Below are 16,506 nucleotides of genomic sequence, written 5' to 3'. Positions count from 1 at the left end.
GGCTGAAATAAGCCGAGGATTATACCAGCTTCGAGGCTTCAGGCGCCAGTTCAGCTCTGGGGGCCTGGTGAAGAGGCATTGCTGAAGTGTTCCCTCAATAGAGCTTTCTCTTCGTCAGTCAGTTCACTGGGGCTCTTCTGCATCACGCTGCGCAGCCGCGCCTCGCGGCTGTTGTGCAGTTGACTGTGTGCAAGTGTAGTAATGGTGTCGCAGAACTGCTTTTCAAGATTGCCCTGGTCGATCAGCCATTCCTTTTCCGCCAGGGCCTGCAGCAGGCGTCCTTGCGGGGTGCCGTGCCAGCGCGCGATCAGTTGCATCGAGCGCTGCTTCGGGTTCTTCTGCAGCGCTTCGACGAGCGCTGCCAGCAGCTGCGAGTAGGTCTGCCCTTCGTTGGCGAAATGGCTGGCGTCCTCGACCTTCTGCGCCAGCTGCGGGTGATGCAGCAGGGTGCGCAGCGCGGTCAGGGTGGGCGATTCGACGCTGATCTCGGTGCGCGGCTGGCGCGGGGCGAAGTCGCCGCGCTTGCCGCCCTTGCCACCTTTGCCGTCCCATTTGCGCTCGCCCTTCCAGGGCTTCTTGCCCGCTTTGCCGCCAGCGAAATCCGACGGCGCCTCGAAATAGCTGGCGCTGTCCTGGTAGCTGGGCTCGCCGTGATCGGCGAAGTGGCCTACATCGTAGTCGCTGTATTCATGCGCGTGGCTGTCCGGGGCGACGCTTGGCGTGGCCTGGCCGTGCCCTTGGGCATGGCTCTGGCCGCCGCTTGAGCGTGGCGCGTTCAGGTGGTTGAGCGCCTCGCCGCTCAGTCCGGTGAGCTGGCCCAGGCGCTGGCGCATCAGCAGGCGCAGGGTGTTGCCGGGGATCTTCTCCAGCAGCGGGCCGGCCAGGGTCGCCAGGTGCGCCTTGCCTTCCAGGGTGCTGGGGTCGGCTTCCTGCATCAGTTGCTGGAAGAAGTAGTCGGCCAGCGGCTGGGCCTGCTGCACCAGGCGCGCACGGAAGGCGTCGGGGCCTTCGGCGCGGACCAGGCTGTCCGGGTCCTCGCCCTCGGGGAGGAACAGGAAGCGGATCTTGCGGCCGTCCTGCAGGTTCGGCAGGGCCGATTCCAGGGCGCGCCAGGCGGCCTTGCGTCCGGCCTGGTCGCCGTCGAAGCAGAACAGGATGTTCGGCACCAGGCGGAACAGGCGCTTGATGTGTTCCTCGCTGGTGGCGGTGCCGAGGGTGGCCACGGCGTTGCGGATGCCCTGTTGCGCCAGGGCGATCACGTCCATGTAGCCTTCCACCACCATGATTTCGTCGAGGTCGCGGTTGTTCTTGCGCGCCTCGAACAGCCCGTAGAGTTCCTGGCCCTTGTGGAATACCGGGGTTTCCGGGGAGTTCAGGTACTTGGGCTTGTCGTCGCCCAGCACCCGGCCGCCGAAGGCGATCACCCGCCCGCGGCTGTCGCGGATGGGGAAGATCACCCGGTCGCGGAAGCGGTCGTAGCGCTTGCCGCTGTCGGGGTTCTCCACCAGCAGGCCGGCGTCGAGCATGGCCTTGAGCTGCAGGTTGTCGCCGCCCAGGTGCTTGAGCAGGTTGTCCCAGCCCGGCGGGGCGAAGCCGAGGCCGAAGTCGCGGGCGATCTCGCCGGTCAGGCCGCGGCCCTTGAGGTATTCCACCGCGGCCTTGCGCGCCGGGTGGCTTTTCAGTGCCTGGCGGTAGTAGTCGGCGGCGGCGCTCAGCAGCGGGTACAGCGGCGAGTCGGTCGGCTGCCGCGGCTTGCCGCGCCGGCCCTCCTCGCGGGGGATGTCCATGCCGGCGCGCTTGGCCAGGTCCTCGACGGCCTGGACGAAGTCCAGGTTGTCGTGGTCCATGATGAAGCCCAGCGCGTTGCCGCCGGCGCCGCAGCCGAAGCAGTAGTAGAACTGCTTGTCGGGGCTGACGGTGAAGGAGGGCGTCTTCTCCTTGTGGAACGGGCAGCAGGCGCTGTAGTTCTTGCCGGTCTTCTTCAGCTGGATGCGCGAACTCACCACATCGAGGATGTCGGTGCGGTTGAGCAGGTCATCGATGAAGGATTGCGGAATCAGGCCGGCCATAGACTCGTCGGGACGCAGGATGGACCCAGGCATACACTCAAGGCTGGCTTGGAGTATGGCATTTCATGGGGCGTGAAAAGCAAAAAACTCCGAGCTTCGCCAGGTGCGAATCGGAGTGCGGTGTAGCTTTTCAGGCACTCGCCCGGCGAGTGGGCCGGGCGATGTGCAGAGCGTGCGGCTGAGTCGAACTCAGTACAGACGCTCGCGGCGACGCTGTTCGCGCTGCACTTTCTTGGCGTGACGCTTGACGGCGGCAGCGGCCTTGCGCTTGCGCTCGGCGGTGGGCTTCTCGTAGAACTCGCGGCTACGGACTTCAGCCAGTACACCGGCTTTTTCGCAGGAGCGCTTGAAACGACGCAGGGCTACGTCGAAGGGTTCGTTCTCTTTAACTTTGACGGCGGGCATCCAGGTCGTACCTTCAATGATTACCGGGGATTTATCGCGCTCCTGGCAGTAGGCACTGGAGACGGCGGTTTTCAAGGGTTGCGGATATTAACGGTTCGGGCTCAGGAATGCAAAGCCTCCGATCGAAAAACGCTGGTCGGTACCCGCAGCGGGCGATTATCATGCGCCGCTTCCCATTTGCCCAGAGTTGAAGGCTCGAACCCATGCGTGTGCTGGGGTTGGAAACCTCCTGCGACGAAACCGGCGTCGCCCTCTACGACAGCGAGCGCGGCCTGCTGGCCGATGCGCTGTTCAGTCAGATAGACCTGCATCGCGTCTACGGCGGGGTCGTGCCCGAGCTGGCCTCGCGCGACCACGTCAAGCGCATGCTGCCGCTCATCCGCCAGGTGCTCGACGAGGCCGGCTGCCAGAGCGGCGACATCGACGCCATCGCCTACACCGCCGGCCCCGGCCTGGTGGGCGCGCTGCTGGTCGGCGCCTCCTGCGCCCAGGCCCTGGCGTTCGCCTGGGGCATACCGGCGGTCGGCGTGCACCACATGGAAGGCCACCTGCTGGCGCCCATGCTGGAAGAGCAGCCGCCGCAGTTCCCGTTCGTCGCCCTGCTGGTCTCCGGCGGCCACACCCAACTGGTGCGGGTGGACGGCATCGGCCGCTACCAGCTGCTCGGCGAGTCCCTGGACGACGCCGCCGGCGAGGCCTTCGACAAGACCGCCAAGCTGCTCGGCCTGGGCTACCCCGGTGGCCCGGAGATCGCCCGCCTGGCGGAACAAGGCACGCCGGGGCGCTTCGTCTTCCCGCGGCCGATGACCGACCGTCCGGGCCTGGACTTCAGCTTCAGCGGCCTGAAGACCTTCGCCCTGAACACCTGGCAGCGTTGCCGGGAGGCGGGCGACGACGGCGAGCAGACGCGCTGCGATATCGCCCTGGCGTTCCAGCAGGCGGTGGTCGAGACGCTGACCATCAAGTGCCGCCGCGCCCTCAAGCAGACCGGCCTGAAGAACCTGGTGATCGCCGGCGGGGTGAGCGCCAACCGCGCCCTGCGCGAGCACCTGCAGAAGATGCTCGGCGAACTCCGCGGCCAGGTGTTCTATGCCCGCCCGCGGTTCTGCACCGACAACGGCGCGATGATCGCCTACGCCGGCTGCCAGCGCCTGCTGGCCGGCCAGCATGACGGCCCGGCGATCGACGTGCGCGCGCGCTGGCCGATGGAGTCGCTGCCGGCGGTATAAAAAGATGGCTGCAAGCGACAGGCGGCAAGCTGCCAGCGGCGTGCCGCCACTTTTCGCTTGCAGCTTGTCGCTGGTGGCTTGAAGCTCCCTGCCCTAGAAATGCCGTTCGCGCCCGGCCACGAGGTCGCGCAGGTTGCCGCGGTGGCGCCAGACGATGAGCCCGGTCAGCACCGTCATCGGCAGCAGCGCCGCCGGCAGTTGCCAGGCCAGCAGCGGCAGGGTGAGCGGGGTGGCGACCAGCGAGGCGAGCGAACTGGTGCGCGAGAGCTTGAAGGTGAGCAGCCAGGCCACCGCGGCGAGCAGCGCGGCCGGCGGGTAGAGCGCCAGGAGCATGCCGGCGGCGGTGGCCACGCCCTTGCCGCCGCGGAAGTTGAAGTACAGCGGGTAGAGGTGGCCGATCACTGCCGCCACGCCGACCCAGGCCTCCTGCATCGCGCCCAGGCCGAACAGGCGGGCGACGAGCACCGGCACCAGGCCCTTGGCCAGGTCGCCGACGAGGGTGAGGATGGCGGCCTTCTTCCCGGCCAGGCGCAGCATGTTGGTGGCGCCGGGGTTGCCGGAGCCGCCGGCGCGCGGGTCGGCGGTGCCGAAGAGGCGACTGAGGAGTACCGCGAAGGACAGCGAGCCGAGCAGGTAGGCGAGGATCGCCAAGAGCCAGACCATGGTTTCCACCGGGGACGAGACTGTCCCCGATTCTAGCGGGGTGGCGTACGCTTGTCGTGCACTGGCCTTGGAGCAGCAGTAAGTGGACAAAGTTTTTATCGAGGGCCTGGAAGTGGACACCGTGATCGGCGTCTACGACTGGGAACGGGGGATACGCCAGTGCCTGCGTCTGGACCTGGACCTGGGCTGGGACATCCGCCCGGCGGCGGCCGACGACGACATCGCCAAGGCGCTGGACTATGCGGTGCTCTCCGAGCGCATCGGCGAGTTCGCCCGTGACGCGCATTTCCAGCTGGTGGAAACCTTCGCCGAGCGCCTGGCCGCGCTGCTGATGGGCGAATTCGGCATCCGCTGGCTGCGCCTGCGGGTGACCAAGCCGGGGGCGGTCGCCGCTGCCGCCGGCGTTGGCGTGGAGATCGAACGCGGATGCCGCTGACCACCGTTTTCCTCGGCCTGGGGAGCAACATCGAGCGCGAGCGCCATCTGCACGCCGGGCTCGAGGCGCTCACCGGCTTCGTCCGCAACCTGCGCTGCTCGCCGGTGTTCGAAAGCGAGCCGGTGGGCATCCGCAGCGGCCCCTTCATCAATCTGGTGGTGACCGGCGAGACCGAGCTGCCGCTGGCCGAGCTGAGCCTGCGCCTGAAGCACATCGAGGCCGACAACGGCCGCTATGCGCCGGAGCGCAAGGGCCTGCCGCTGGACATCGACGTGCTGCTCTATGGCGACCTGCACGGCGAGTTCGACGGCCTGGTGCTGCCGCGTGCCGAGGTGCTGAAGAACGCCTTCGTGCTCTGGCCGCTGGCGCTGCTGGCGCCCGATGTGCGTCATCCGGGCGCCGGGCGTGATTTCGCCAGCCTCTGGGCCGAGGCGGACATCGACCAGCGCCTGTGGCCGGTGCCCTTCCAGTGGCGCGGCGCCGAGCTGACGCCGGCCGCGCTGATCGAGGCGCATCCGGCGGCCTGATTCCGTCTGCTCGCGCCTGCAAGAGGGCGGGGCGTAGGGCGGATAACGTTCGACGTTATCCGCCGTTTGACCTGGGCTCCAGGTCACTCCGGGTTCAGCTTTGGAGTTGGCGGTGGTTTGGGGTGTGGCGGCGTATAACCGCGAACGGTTATACGCCCTACGGGTGAGCTTCCTTGTAGGCTTTGAGCGCCTTCAGGCGTTCGCGCTTGAGGGCTTCGCCCAGTTCTGCGCCCTTGAAGCCCTTTTCCAGCAATGGCTGTACCGCTACTTCGCGGGCTGCCCTGGCGGCGCCGCGCAGGTAGTCGGCTTGTGGATAAGCGCGGTTTTCCAGTCCGTGGCGGCCGCGGGCGTCCATTTCGCTGGCGGCGATGAATTCCTCGAAACGCTGCGGCCGGCGGTAGACGTCGAAGGCCTGCAACAGCTCCAGCAGGGTGCTGGGCCGCAGCTCCAGGGCGCGGTGGGCGTGGGTGTGGTACTCGCCGACCAGGCGCGCCAGTTCCTGGCAGTCGCGCGGCGCCTTGAAGCGGGCGTTGACCGCATCGATCAACGGCAGGCCCAGGTGTTCGTGGGCGATGTGCCGGGGCCATTCCTCGCGGCGGGTGCGCGCCTTGCCCAGGTCGTGGAGCAGGCAGGCCCAGCGCACGGTCAGCGGCTGGCGGTGCTCGGCGCACTGGCGCAGCACGGCCAGCAGGTGTTCGCCGGTGTCGATTTCCGGGTGGTGCTGCGCCGGTTGTGGCACGCCGAACAGGGCGTCTACCTCGGGCATCAGCACGGCCAGGGCGCCGCAGTCGCGCAGCACCTGGACGAACACGTCGGGGCGGGCTTCCATCAGGGCGCGGGCGATTTCCTTCCAGCTGCGTTCGGGCGTCAGGGCTTCCAGCTCGCCGGATTCGGACAGCTCGCGCATCAGCGTCAGGGTTTCGTCGGCGACCTTGAAGCCCAGTGGGGCAAAGCGCGCGGCGAAGCGGGCCACGCGCAGCACGCGCAGCGGGTCTTCGACGAAGGCCGGGGAGACGTGGCGCAGCAGGCGGGCTTCGAGGTCGCGCTGGCCGCCGTAGGGGTCGATCAGTCGGCCGCTGTCGTCCTCGGCCATGGCGTTGATGGTGAGGTCGCGGCGCACCAGGTCTTCTTCCAGGCTCACGTCGGGGCTGGCATAGAAGGTGAAGCCGCCGTAGCCGCGGCCGCTCTTGCGTTCGGTGCGGGCCAGGGCGTATTCCTCGCCAGTCTTGGGATGGAGGAATACCGGAAAGTCCGCGCCCACCGGGCGGTAGCCCTTCTCGAGCATGTCTTCGGCGCTGGCGCCGACCACCACCCAGTCGGTATCGCTGACCGTTTGGCCGAGCAGACGGTCGCGCACGGCGCCGCCTACCTTGTAGATCTGCATGAAGCTTTCTCCTGTCAGGGGGATAGCTTCGGGCTTCGGAGAGCGGGGGGCAAGCCTGTAGGCGCGCGCCCTGCGCGCGAATCGCGGGCAGGGCCCGCTCCTACAAGGAGTTGCGTGGGTGGGGCGGCGTAGGAGCGGATCTCATCCGCGAATCGCGCCGGAACCTCCAGCTATCGCGGACAAGGTCCGCTCCTACGAGGAAACTCCATACCTCACAGCAAATTGTAGGAGCGGGCCCTGCCCGCGAAATCGCGCGCAGGGCGCGCTCCTACAGGGGAATGGTACGGGTGGGGCAGTGTAGGAGCGGATCTCATCCGCGAATCGCGCCGGAACCTCCGGCTATCGCGGACAAGGTCCGCTACGGCAAACACGCACCGTAGGATGGGTTGAGCTTGCGAAACCCATGCGGTTGCGGTGATGGGTATCGCTTCGCTCAACACCATCCTACGGGGTGGCTTGGGGAATCTGGCTTACCAGTGCTTCGACTGCGTGCTGCAGCAGTTCGCTGCTGGCGTGGGCCGGGCTCAAGCAGGTGCTGACGGTGCCTTCCCAGAGCACCCGGTCCTGCAGGTCGGTCAGGCGCACGCGCAGGGTGCCGGTTTCGTCGCGCAGGCGGTGGATGGCCAGGTAGGGGCCGAGGGATTGCGGCGGCGGCACGTCGACCTTGAATTCCAGCGGCGCGTCGCGCAGGGCCAGCCAGTAGTAGACGCGCAGTTGCGCAGCGCCGGCCTCGTGGTAGCCGCGCTGCTCCAGGCCCTGGCGCAGCCAGGCGTTGATCAGCGGGTAGCGGCTGGCGTAGGGCAGGGCGTCGACGGCGTTTTCCGGGGGCATCAGCTGGAAGGCTTGCAGGCCGGCCAGGCGGCTGTCCGCCGCCTGGGTCACGCGGGCCAGGGGGACCTGCGTGGTGCAGGTCGCGAGAGCGAGGCAGAGCAGGAGGATGGCGAAAAGACGCATGGCGACCTCGGCTGGGCTTGGCGTCATGCTCGATCCTGCCCCGGGTAGGGTCAACCGATCAAATGGGCGGGATGATCAGGTCCAGCCGCGGGTAGCCGTCCTCGTTCTCGCGTTCACCCTTTGGGGGCATGTGGTGGGTCTGCACGACCTGCTCGCCGTTGAGGGTTTCCAGGTGGATGTCGAAGCCCCACAGGCGGTGCAGGTGCTTCATCACGTCCTCGGTGGATTCGCCCAGCGGCTGGCGGTCGTGCTGCTGGTGGCGCAGGGTCAGGGAGCGGTCGCCGCGGCGGTCGACGTTCCAGATCTGCACGTTGGGCTCGCGGTTGCCCAGGTTGTACTGCGCGGCGAGGGTCTCGCGGATCTTGCGGTAGCCGTCGTCGTCGTGGATGGCGTCGACCAGCAGGTCGTCCTTCTGGTCGTCGTCGAGGATGCTGAACAGCTTGAACTCGCGGATCACCTTGGGCGAGAGGAACTGCAGCACGAAGCTCTCGTCCTTGAAGCTCTTCATGGCGAACTTGAGGGTGGCCAGCCAGTCGCTGCCGGCGATGTCCGGGAACCAGCGGCGGTCTTCCTCGGTGGGCTCCTCGCAGATGCGGCGGATGTCGCGGTACATGGCGAAGCCCAGGGCGTAGGGGTTGATGCCGCTGTAGTAGGGGCTGTCGAAGCCGGGCTGGTAGACCACGCTGGTGTGGTACTGGAGGAACTCCATCATGAAGCCGTCGGTGACCAGGCCCTCGTCGTAGAGGTCGTTGATCAGGGTGTAGTGCCAGAAGGTCGCCCAGCCTTCGTTCATCACCTGGGTCTGGCGCTGCGGGTAGAAGTACTGCGCCACCTTGCGCACGATGCGCACCACCTCGCGCTGCCAGGGCTCCAGCAGCGGGGCGTTCTTCTCGATGAAGTAGAGGATGTTCTCCTGCGGCTCGCTGGGGTAGCGCGCCAGTTCCTGTTCCTTGTCCTTGCCGGCGGCGCGCGGGATGGTCCGCCACAGGTCGTTGACCTGGCGCTGGATGAGTTCCTCGCGTTCCTTCTGGCGCTGCCGCTCTTCCTCGGCGGAGATGGGGTAGGGCCGCTTGTAGCGGTCGACGCCGTAGTTCATCAGGGCGTGGCAGGAGTCCAGCAGGTCTTCCACCGCGTCGATGCCGTAGCGCTCCTCGCACTGCATGATGTACTGCTTGGCGAACACCAGGTAATCGATGATCGAGCTGGCGTCGGTCCAGGTGCGGAACAGGTAGTTGCCCTTGAAGAAGCTGTTGTGCCCGTAGCAGGCGTGGGCGATCACCAGCGCCTGCATGCACTGGGTGTTCTCCTCCATCAGGTAGGCGATGCAGGGGTCGGAGTTGATGACGATCTCGTAGGCCAGGCCCATCTGCCCGCGCTTGTAGTTCTTTTCCGTGCTGAGGAAATGCTTGCCGTAGGACCAGTGGTTATAACCGATGGGCATGCCAACCGAGGCGTAGGCGTCCATCATCTGCTCGGCGGTGATGACCTCGATCTGGTTCGGGTAGGTGTCCAGCGCGTAGCGCTCGGCGATACGGCTGATCTCCCGGTCGTACTGGCGGATCAGCTCGAAGGTCCATTCCGACCCGGTGGCGATGGGCTGGCGCTTGCTCATGCGACTAGCCTCCTCTGGAACAGTTCGCGGAACACCGGGTAGATGTCCGCGGCGGAGACGATCTGCTGCTGGGCGAAGCTGTCTTCGAAGGCTTCGCGCACCCGTTCGTACTCGAACCACAGCGCCTGGTGCTCGCGCGGGGTGATCTCGACGTAGGTGTAGTACTGCACGAACGGCATGATCTGCTTCATCAGGATATCGCGGCAAACGGGCGAATCGTCATTCCAGTTGTCGCCGTCGGAGGCCTGGGCCGCGTAGATGTTCCACTCGTGGGTGGGATAACGCTCGGCCATGATCTCCTGCATCATCTTCAGCGCGCTGGAGACGATGGTGCCGCCGGTCTCCCGGGAATAGAAGAATTCTTCCTCGTCCACCTCGCGGGCGCTGGTGTGGTGGCGGATGAACACCACTTCGATCTTCTCGTAGTTCCGCTTGAGGAACAGGTACAGGAGGATGAAGAAGCGCTTGGCGATGTCCTTGGTCGCCTGGGTCATGGAGCCGGAGACGTCCATCAGGCAGAACATCACCGCCTGGGAGGTGGGGTTGGGCTGCTTGATCAGCAGGTTGTACTTGAGGTCGAAGGTATCCAGGAAGGGCACGCGGTCGATGCGCGCGCGCATGCGGTCGATTTCCTGTTCCAGCGCCTGGATGTCGCCGAGGTTGTCCGGCTCCTCGCGCTTGAGCCGTTCCAGTTCGGCCACGGCGGCGCGCAGCTTGCCGCGGGTGGAACCGGTCAGGGCGATGCGCCGGGCGTGGGCCGAGCGCAGGGTGCGGACGATGTTGATGCGCGAGGGGTTGCCGTCGTTGCTGATGCCGGCGCGCACGGTCTTGAAGGTGTCGCTGCCGGTGATGTGGCGCTTGACCAGGTTGGGCAGCTCCAGGTCCTCGAACATGAAGTCGAGGAATTCCTCCTGGGTGATCTGGAAGACGAAGTCGTCCATCCCCTCGCCCTGGTTGCTGGCCTTGCCGGCGCCACGGCCACCGCCGCCGCCCTGGGGCCGGGCGATGTGCTCGCCGGTGGTGAATTCCTTGTTGCCCGGGTGGACGATGGTCTGCCGCCCGCCACGGCCGTGGTGGAGGATGGGTTCGTCGATGTCGCGGCCGGGGATGCTGATCTGCTCGCCGTGCTCCATGTCGGTGATCGAGCGCCGGCTGACGGCCTCCTCGACCGCCTTCTTGATGTGCTCACGGTAACGCCGCAGGAAGCGCTGACGGTTCACCGTGCTTTTGTTCTTGCCGTTCAGACGCCGGTCGATGACGTAGCTCATACAGGCCCTCCGGGCTGAGCTGGAAGCTGGAAGCGGTAAGCTGGAAGCAGGCCGCAACCGGGGGTTACGGTATGCCTCTGGCTTCCGGCTTCCAGCATCCGGCTTTCAACTGCTTTTTACTGCGACTTACGTACGCGCAGATACCATTCCGACAGCAGGCGCACCTGCTTCTCGGTGTAGCCGCGCTCGACCATGCGCCGGACGAAGTCGTTGTGTTTCTGCTGGTCCTCCTTGCTGGCCTTGGCGTTGAAGCTGATGACCGGCAGCAGGTCCTCGGTGTTGGAGAACATTTTCTTCTCGATCACCACGCGCAGCTTCTCGTAGGACAGCCAGCTGGGGTTCTTGCCGTTGTTGCCGGCGCGGGCGCGCAGCACGAAGTTGACGATTTCGTTGCGGAAATCCTTCGGGTTGCTGATGCCGGCCGGTTTCTCGATCTTCTCCAGCTCCTCGTTGAGGGCGGCGCGGTTGAGGATTTCGCCGGTTTCCGGGTCGCGGTATTCCTGGTCCTGGATCCAGAAGTCGGCGTAGAGCACGTAGCGGTCGAAGATGTTCTGGCCGTATTCGCTGTAGGACTCAAGGTACGCGGTCTGGATTTCCTTGCCGATGAATTCCACGTAGCGCGGCGCCAGGTATTCCTTGATGAAGCGCAGGTAGCGCTCGCGGGTTTCCGGCGGGAACTGTTCCTGCTCGATCTGCTGCTCCAGCACGTAGAGCAGGTGCACCGGGTTGGCCGCCACTTCGTGCGGGTCGAAGTTGAACACCTTGGAGAGGATCTTGAAGGCGAAGCGGGTGGAAAGCCCGGCCATACCCTCGTCGACCCCGGCGGCATCGCGGTATTCCTGGATCGACTTGGCCTTGGGATCGGTGTCCTTGAGGTTCTCGCCGTCGTAGACGCGCATCTTCGAGTAGATGTTGGAGTTGTCCGGCTCCTTCAGGCGCGACAGCACGGAGAACTGCGAGAGCATCTTCAGGGTGTCCGGGGCGCAGTGCGCGTGGGCCAGCGAGCTGTTGATCAAAAGCTTGTCGTAGATCTTGATCTCGTCGGTGACGCGCAGGCAGTACGGGACCTTGACGATGTAGATACGGTCGATGAAGGCCTCGTTGTTCTTGTTGTTGCGGAAGCTGTGCCACTCCGATTCGTTGGAGTGGGCGAGGATGATGCCGCTGTAGGGCAGCCCGCCCAGGCCCTCGGTGCTGTTGTAGTTGCCCTCCTGGGTGGCGGTCAGCAGCGGGTGCAGGACCTTGATCGGCGCCTTGAACATCTCGACGAATTCCATCAGGCCCTGGTTGGCCCGGCACAGCGCGCCCGAGTAGCTGTAGGCGTCGGCGTCGTTCTGCGGGTACTCCTCGAGCTTGCGGATGTCCACCTTGCCCACCAGGGCGGAGATGTCCTGGTTGTTCTCGTCCCCCGGCTCGGTCTTGGCGATGGCGATCTGGTTGAGGATCGAGGGGTGCAGCTTGACCACGCGGAACTGGCTGATGTCGCCGCCGAACTCGTTGAGCCGCTTGGTCGCCCACGGCGACATGATCGAGCGCAGGTAGCGCCGCGGGATGCCGTAGTCTTCCTCGAGGATGGCGCCGTCCTCATCGGGGTTGAACAGCCCCAGGGGCGATTCGAACACCGGCGAGCCCTTGATGGCGTAGAAGGGCACCTTCTCCATCAGCTGCTTGAGCTTTTCCGCCAGGGACGACTTGCCGCCGCCCACCGGGCCGAGCAGGTAGATGATCTGTTTCTTTTCTTCCAGGCCCTGGGCCGCGTGGCGGAAGAAGGCGACGATCTGGTCGATGCATTCTTCCATGCCGTGGAAGTCGGCGAACGCCGGGTAGCGGCGGATCACCTTGTTGGAAAAGATTCGCGACAGCCGTGGGTCGGTGGAGGTATCCAGCAGTTCCGGCTCGCCGATGGCCATCAGCATGCGCTCGGCCGCGGTGGCATAGGCGGTCTTGTCCTGCTTGCAGATATCCAGGTACTCCTGCAGGGAGTATTCCTCCTGGCGGGTCGCTTCGAAGCGTTCCTGGAAGTGACTGAAAATACTCATGACGTCTCCTCGCTCGATGCATGGAGCCGGCACGGGATCGGTGTGAGTGGGTGCGGGCGGGCTGCCAGCGTGGCCGGCGAATTTCCCCCAGAACTCCAACGGTACCTGGCTTGCGCCCTGAACCGCCCCAAATGGTCACTGCCGATTCCCGGAAGCCGGTGGGCCGGCTCTCCCCTTTTGGATGGCCTGAGGAAAAGGATAGTTCGTTATCCGGCCTGTAAAGGGGAATCGGGTGAGAAGTTACAGATTTATTTGTGGAACCTCGGCCGGGCCCCTCAGTCCGCCTGGCCGCTGCTGGTATCCGCGGGATAGACGCTGCGCCACAGTTCGAAGCCGCCGTCGACGCTGTACACGTCGGTGAAGCCCTGCTGGACGAAGTAGGCGGCCGCGCTCTGGCTGGAGTTGCCGTGGTAGCAGAACACCAGCAGCGGGGCGTCGAGGTCGGCCTGGCGGATGAAATCGGCCACCGAGTAGTTGTCGATGTGGCGGGAACCGGTGACGTGGCCCATCGCGTAGCTCTGCGGGTCGCGGATGTCCACCACCTGGGCGCCGGCCTGGCGCAGCTGGTGGGCCTGTTCGGGGGCGATGCGCTTGAATTCGCTCATGTTCTCTGCTCTGTGGGTGGGCTCAGCCGGCGTTGCCGGCGCAGCTGCAGGCGATGCGTTCGCCGCTGTCGACGTTCAGCAGGGTCATGCTACCGCCCCATACGCAGCCGGTGTCCAGTGCGTAGAGGCCGGGCACGTCGCACTGGCCTTCCAGCGCCGCCCAGTGGCCGAAGATGATCTTGCGCCCGGCGGCCTTGCGCTCGGGGTAGCTGAACCAGGGGGCGTAGCCGGCCGGCGCGGTATCCAGGCCTTCCTTGCTCTTGAGGTCGAGCTTGCCGTCGGGGGTGCAGAAGCGCATGCGGGTGAAGTAGTTGGTGATCACCCGCAGGCGGTCGATGCCGTGCAGCTTCTTGTCCCACTTGGCCGGCTCGTTGCCGTACATGCCTTCGAGGAACAGCGGCAGGCGCTGGTCGTCGCGCAGGGCTTCCTCCACTTCGGCGGCGCGCTGCAGGGATTTCTCGATGCTCCACTGCGGCGGGATGCCAGCGTGCACCAGGGTGACGTCGCGCTGGGCGTCGTGGTGCACCAGGGGCATGTTGCGCAGCCAGTCGAGCAGGTCGTCGCGCTCCGGCGCCTCGAGGATCTCGCGCAGGGTGTCGGCCTTCTTCAGGCGTTCGGCGTTGTAGGCCACGGCCAGCAGGTGCAGGTCGTGGTTGCCCAGCACGCAGACCACCGAATCGCGCATGGCGTAGAGGAAGCGCAGGGTTTCCAGCGACTGCGGGCCGCGGTTGACCAGGTCGCCCACCAGCCACAGCTTGTCGCGGGCGGGGTCGAAGGCAACCCGCTGCAGCAGTTGTTTCAGTGGCTCCAGGCAACCCTGCAGGTCGCCCACGGCGTAGGTGGCCATCAGTGCAGCGCCCCAGGCACGGCGAGGCGGAACACCGGGATCTCGGCGTCGAAATGGTGGCCATCGGCGGCGACCATCTGGTAACTGCCGGACATGCTGCCGACCTTGGTAGCCAGCACGGTGCCGCTGGTGTAGGTATGGCTGGTGCCCGGCTCGATCAGCGGCTTCTCGCCCACCACGCCGGCGCCGCGCACTTCCTGCACGTGGCCGTCGCCGTCGGTGATGATCCAGTGGCGGCTGAGCAGCTTGGCCGCCTGCTCGCCCTGGTTGTGGATGGTCACCGTATAGGCGAAGACGTAGCGCTGCTGCTCCGGCTGCGATTGCTCGGGCAGGTGGCGGGTGGTGACGCTGACGGAAATCTGGTATCGGGGATCGCTCATGCTCGGCTCGGGCGTCTCGTCGAGGGTTTCACTGCTCGGGGGCCAGTTCCGCCAGGCGGTTGGCCAGGCGCACGAAGTCGGCCACGTCCAGCTGTTCCGGGCGCAGGCTGGGGTCGACGCCGGCGGCCTCGATGTCTTCGATGGACATCAGGCTGCGCAGGGTGTTGCGCAGGGTCTTGCGGCGCTGGTTGAAGGCTTCGCGGACGATGCGTTCGAGCAGGCGGTGGTCCTTGGCCGGGTGCGGCGGCTCGGCGTAGGGCGCCAGGCGGACGATGGCCGACTCCACTTTGGGCGGCGGGTTGAAGGCGCCGGGGCCGACGGTGAACAGGTAGTCCACCTTGCAGAAGTACTGGACCATGATCGACAGCCGGCCCCAGTCGCCGCCGCCGGGCTCGGCGGCCAGGCGCTCGACCACTTCCTTCTGCAGCATGAAGTGCATGTCCTGGATGATCCCGGCGTGCTCCAGCAGGTGGAAGATCAGCGGCGTGGAGATGTTGTAGGGCAGGTTGCCGACCACCCGCAGCTTCTCGCCGGCCTGGGGCAGGGTGGCGAAGTCGAACTTCAGGGCGTCGCCCTGGTGCAGGCGGAAGTTCGGCTTGAGGCCGAAGCGCCACTTCAGCTGCGGGATCAGGTCGAGGTCGAGCTCGATCACGTCCAGCTGCGCGCCGCTGTCCACCAGGCCTTCGGTCAGGGCGCCCTGGCCCGGGCCGATCTCCAGCAGGTGCTGGCCTTCCTTGGGCGTGATGGCGCGCAGGATGCGGTGGATCACCCCGGCGTCGTGCAGGAAGTTCTGGCCGAAGCGCTTGCGCGCGCGATGTTGGAAAAGCTCGGAAGACATAGGGAGTTCCAGGGAGCAGCTAGAAGCCTGAAGCTAGAAGCTGGAAGAGAAAGACGCGTACGCCGATGTTACCAGCCTGGCGCTGGTACGAAAAATGCGCTTTCGTCCTGGCTTCCAGCTTCCAGCTTCCAGCTTCCAGCTTCCAGCTTCCAGCTTCCAGCTTCCAGCCTTCAACTATCAATCCGACTAGCCGCCATCTGGTAAGCCGTCTCCAGCGCCACCTGCAGGCTGCCGCCGTCGATGCGGCCGGTGCCGGCCAGGTCCAGGGCGGTGCCGTGGTCCACCGAGGTGCGGATGATCGGCAGGCCCAGGGTGACGTTCACCGCCGCGCCGAAGCCCTTGTACTTGAGCACCGGCAGGCCCTGGTCGTGGTACATGGCCAGCACCGCGTCGCAGTGCTCCAGGTGCTTGGGGGTGAACAGGGTGTCGGCCGGCAGCGGGCCGATCAGCTGCATGCCTTCGCCGCGAAGGCGCTCCAGGGTGGGCTCGATGACGTCGATTTCCTCGTGGCCCAGGTGGCCGCCCTCGCCGGCGTGGGGGTTGAGGCCGCAGACCAGGATGCGCGGCTCGACCAGGCCGAACTTGTCGCGCAGGTCGGCATGCAGGATGCGGGTGACGCGCGCCAGGCGCTCGGGCGTGATGGCGTCGGCCACCTCGCGCAGCGGCAGGTGGGTGGTCACCAGCGCCACGCGCAGGCCGCGGGTGGCGAGCATCATCACCACCTGCGGGGTGTGGGTCAGCTCGGCGAGGAACTCGGTGTGCCCGGAGAAGGCCACGCCGCCTTCGTTGATCACGCCCTTGTGCACCGGCGCGGTGATCATCCCGGCGAAGCTGCCGTCCAGGCAGCCCTGGCCGGCGCGGGTCAGTGTCTGCAGCACGTAGCCGGCATTGGCCGGGTCGAGCTGGCCGGCTTCTACCGGCGCGCCCAGCGGGGTGTCCCAGACATAGAGCGAGCCTGCCGGGGCGGGCGCCTGCGGCCACTGGCCTGGGCCGGTTTCCAGCAGCTGGATGTCCAGGCCCAGCAGGGTGGCGCGCTCGGCCAGCATCTGCCGGCTGGCGATGGCCACCAGCGGCTGGGGCTGGGCCTGGCGGGACAGCAGCAGGCACAGGTCCGGGCCGATGCCGGCCGGCTCTCCGGGGGTGAGGGCGAATGGCTTGGAGGCTTGCATGGCGGGTGTCTCTAAGCATCGGCCGCGCCGGCGGCCGGGGTTGTTCGGGATGGGCCCACTCTACGCCCAAGTGGGGCGCGG

At 66.3% G+C, this 16,506-nt stretch carries 16 protein-coding genes; 3 read left to right on the top strand and 13 right to left on the bottom strand.

Annotated elements, in window-relative coordinates; all coding sequences use genetic code 11:
• Window positions 1–50: 50 nt before the first annotated feature.
• Window positions 51–2,069: a DNA primase gene (gene dnaG, locus FG99_RS10195; protein ID WP_043269310.1), complete on the bottom strand. Its 2,019-nt coding sequence runs from the start codon at window positions 2,067–2,069 to the stop codon at window positions 51–53.
• Between the two features lie 189 nt (window positions 2,070–2,258).
• Window positions 2,259–2,474 (bottom strand): 30S ribosomal protein S21, encoded by a 216-nt coding sequence (rpsU, locus tag FG99_RS10190; protein WP_003085057.1) that lies wholly within the window; start codon window positions 2,472–2,474, stop codon window positions 2,259–2,261.
• A gap of 203 nt (window positions 2,475–2,677) precedes the next feature.
• Here rpsU and tsaD point away from each other — a divergent pair, with 203 nt between their 5' ends.
• A complete protein-coding gene (tsaD, locus tag FG99_RS10185; protein ID WP_043269309.1) occupies window positions 2,678–3,703 on the top strand; it encodes a tRNA (adenosine(37)-N6)-threonylcarbamoyltransferase complex transferase subunit TsaD in 1,026 nt (341 codons plus the stop codon).
• A gap of 93 nt (window positions 3,704–3,796) precedes the next feature.
• Here tsaD and plsY read toward each other — a convergent pair whose 3' ends face one another.
• Window positions 3,797–4,366 carry a glycerol-3-phosphate 1-O-acyltransferase PlsY gene (gene plsY / locus FG99_RS10180; RefSeq protein ID WP_009615562.1) on the bottom strand — a complete coding sequence of 190 codons (570 nt, stop codon included), beginning with the start codon at window positions 4,364–4,366 and terminating at the stop codon, window positions 3,797–3,799.
• Between the two features lie 82 nt (window positions 4,367–4,448).
• On the opposite strand from plsY, the gene folB reads away from it, so the two are divergent.
• Together folB and folK are read left to right on the top strand one after the other, a co-directional pair.
• Complete coding sequence (gene folB / locus FG99_RS10175; protein WP_043269307.1) at window positions 4,449–4,802, top strand: dihydroneopterin aldolase; 354 nt, start codon at window positions 4,449–4,451, stop codon at window positions 4,800–4,802.
• Window positions 4,793–5,329 (top strand): 2-amino-4-hydroxy-6-hydroxymethyldihydropteridine diphosphokinase, encoded by a 537-nt coding sequence (gene folK / locus FG99_RS10170; protein WP_043269305.1) that lies wholly within the window; start codon window positions 4,793–4,795, stop codon window positions 5,327–5,329. Before folB ends, folK begins: the two co-directional genes overlap by 10 nt.
• A gap of 157 nt (window positions 5,330–5,486) precedes the next feature.
• Here the strand turns inward: folK and FG99_RS10165 are convergent, their stop codons facing one another.
• From FG99_RS10165 to pdxA, 10 genes are all read right to left on the bottom strand, one after another.
• A complete protein-coding gene (locus FG99_RS10165; RefSeq protein ID WP_043269303.1) occupies window positions 5,487–6,713 on the bottom strand; it encodes a multifunctional CCA addition/repair protein in 1,227 nt (408 codons plus the stop codon).
• A gap of 444 nt (window positions 6,714–7,157) precedes the next feature.
• On the bottom strand, window positions 7,158–7,667 hold the full coding sequence (locus tag FG99_RS10160; protein ID WP_043269301.1) for a DUF4136 domain-containing protein: 510 nt from the start codon (window positions 7,665–7,667) through the stop codon (window positions 7,158–7,160).
• Window positions 7,668–7,725: 58 nt separating this feature from the next.
• On the bottom strand, window positions 7,726–9,279 hold the full coding sequence (locus FG99_RS10155) for a SpoVR family protein (protein ID WP_043269299.1): 1,554 nt from the start codon (window positions 9,277–9,279) through the stop codon (window positions 7,726–7,728).
• Window positions 9,276–10,547, bottom strand: a complete 1,272-nt coding sequence (locus tag FG99_RS10150) for a YeaH/YhbH family protein (protein ID WP_043269296.1) — start codon at window positions 10,545–10,547, stop codon at window positions 9,276–9,278. The genes FG99_RS10155 and FG99_RS10150 overlap by 4 nt, the downstream gene beginning before the upstream one ends.
• A gap of 116 nt (window positions 10,548–10,663) precedes the next feature.
• Window positions 10,664–12,586, bottom strand: a complete 1,923-nt coding sequence (locus FG99_RS10145) for a PrkA family serine protein kinase (RefSeq protein WP_009615576.1) — start codon at window positions 12,584–12,586, stop codon at window positions 10,664–10,666.
• A gap of 275 nt (window positions 12,587–12,861) precedes the next feature.
• Complete coding sequence (gene glpE, locus FG99_RS10140; protein ID WP_043269294.1) at window positions 12,862–13,191, bottom strand: thiosulfate sulfurtransferase GlpE; 330 nt, start codon at window positions 13,189–13,191, stop codon at window positions 12,862–12,864.
• Between the two features lie 22 nt (window positions 13,192–13,213).
• Complete coding sequence (locus FG99_RS10135; RefSeq protein WP_043269293.1) at window positions 13,214–14,038, bottom strand: symmetrical bis(5'-nucleosyl)-tetraphosphatase; 825 nt, start codon at window positions 14,036–14,038, stop codon at window positions 13,214–13,216.
• On the bottom strand, window positions 14,038–14,418 hold the full coding sequence (gene apaG, locus FG99_RS10130; protein ID WP_009615581.1) for a Co2+/Mg2+ efflux protein ApaG: 381 nt from the start codon (window positions 14,416–14,418) through the stop codon (window positions 14,038–14,040). The genes FG99_RS10135 and apaG overlap by 1 nt, the downstream gene beginning before the upstream one ends.
• A 28-nt stretch (window positions 14,419–14,446) precedes the next feature.
• Window positions 14,447–15,256 (bottom strand): 16S rRNA (adenine(1518)-N(6)/adenine(1519)-N(6))-dimethyltransferase RsmA, encoded by an 810-nt coding sequence (gene rsmA, locus FG99_RS10125; RefSeq protein ID WP_043269291.1) that lies wholly within the window; start codon window positions 15,254–15,256, stop codon window positions 14,447–14,449.
• A gap of 170 nt (window positions 15,257–15,426) precedes the next feature.
• A complete protein-coding gene (gene pdxA / locus FG99_RS10120; protein WP_043269289.1) occupies window positions 15,427–16,425 on the bottom strand; it encodes a 4-hydroxythreonine-4-phosphate dehydrogenase PdxA in 999 nt (332 codons plus the stop codon).
• Window positions 16,426–16,506 lie beyond the last annotated feature (81 nt).

This window comes from Pseudomonas sp. AAC, assembly GCF_000725445.1.
GTDB lineage: Bacteria > Pseudomonadota > Gammaproteobacteria > Pseudomonadales > Pseudomonadaceae > Pseudomonas > Pseudomonas citronellolis.
This window is presented reverse-complemented; position numbering and strand designations above follow the sequence as displayed.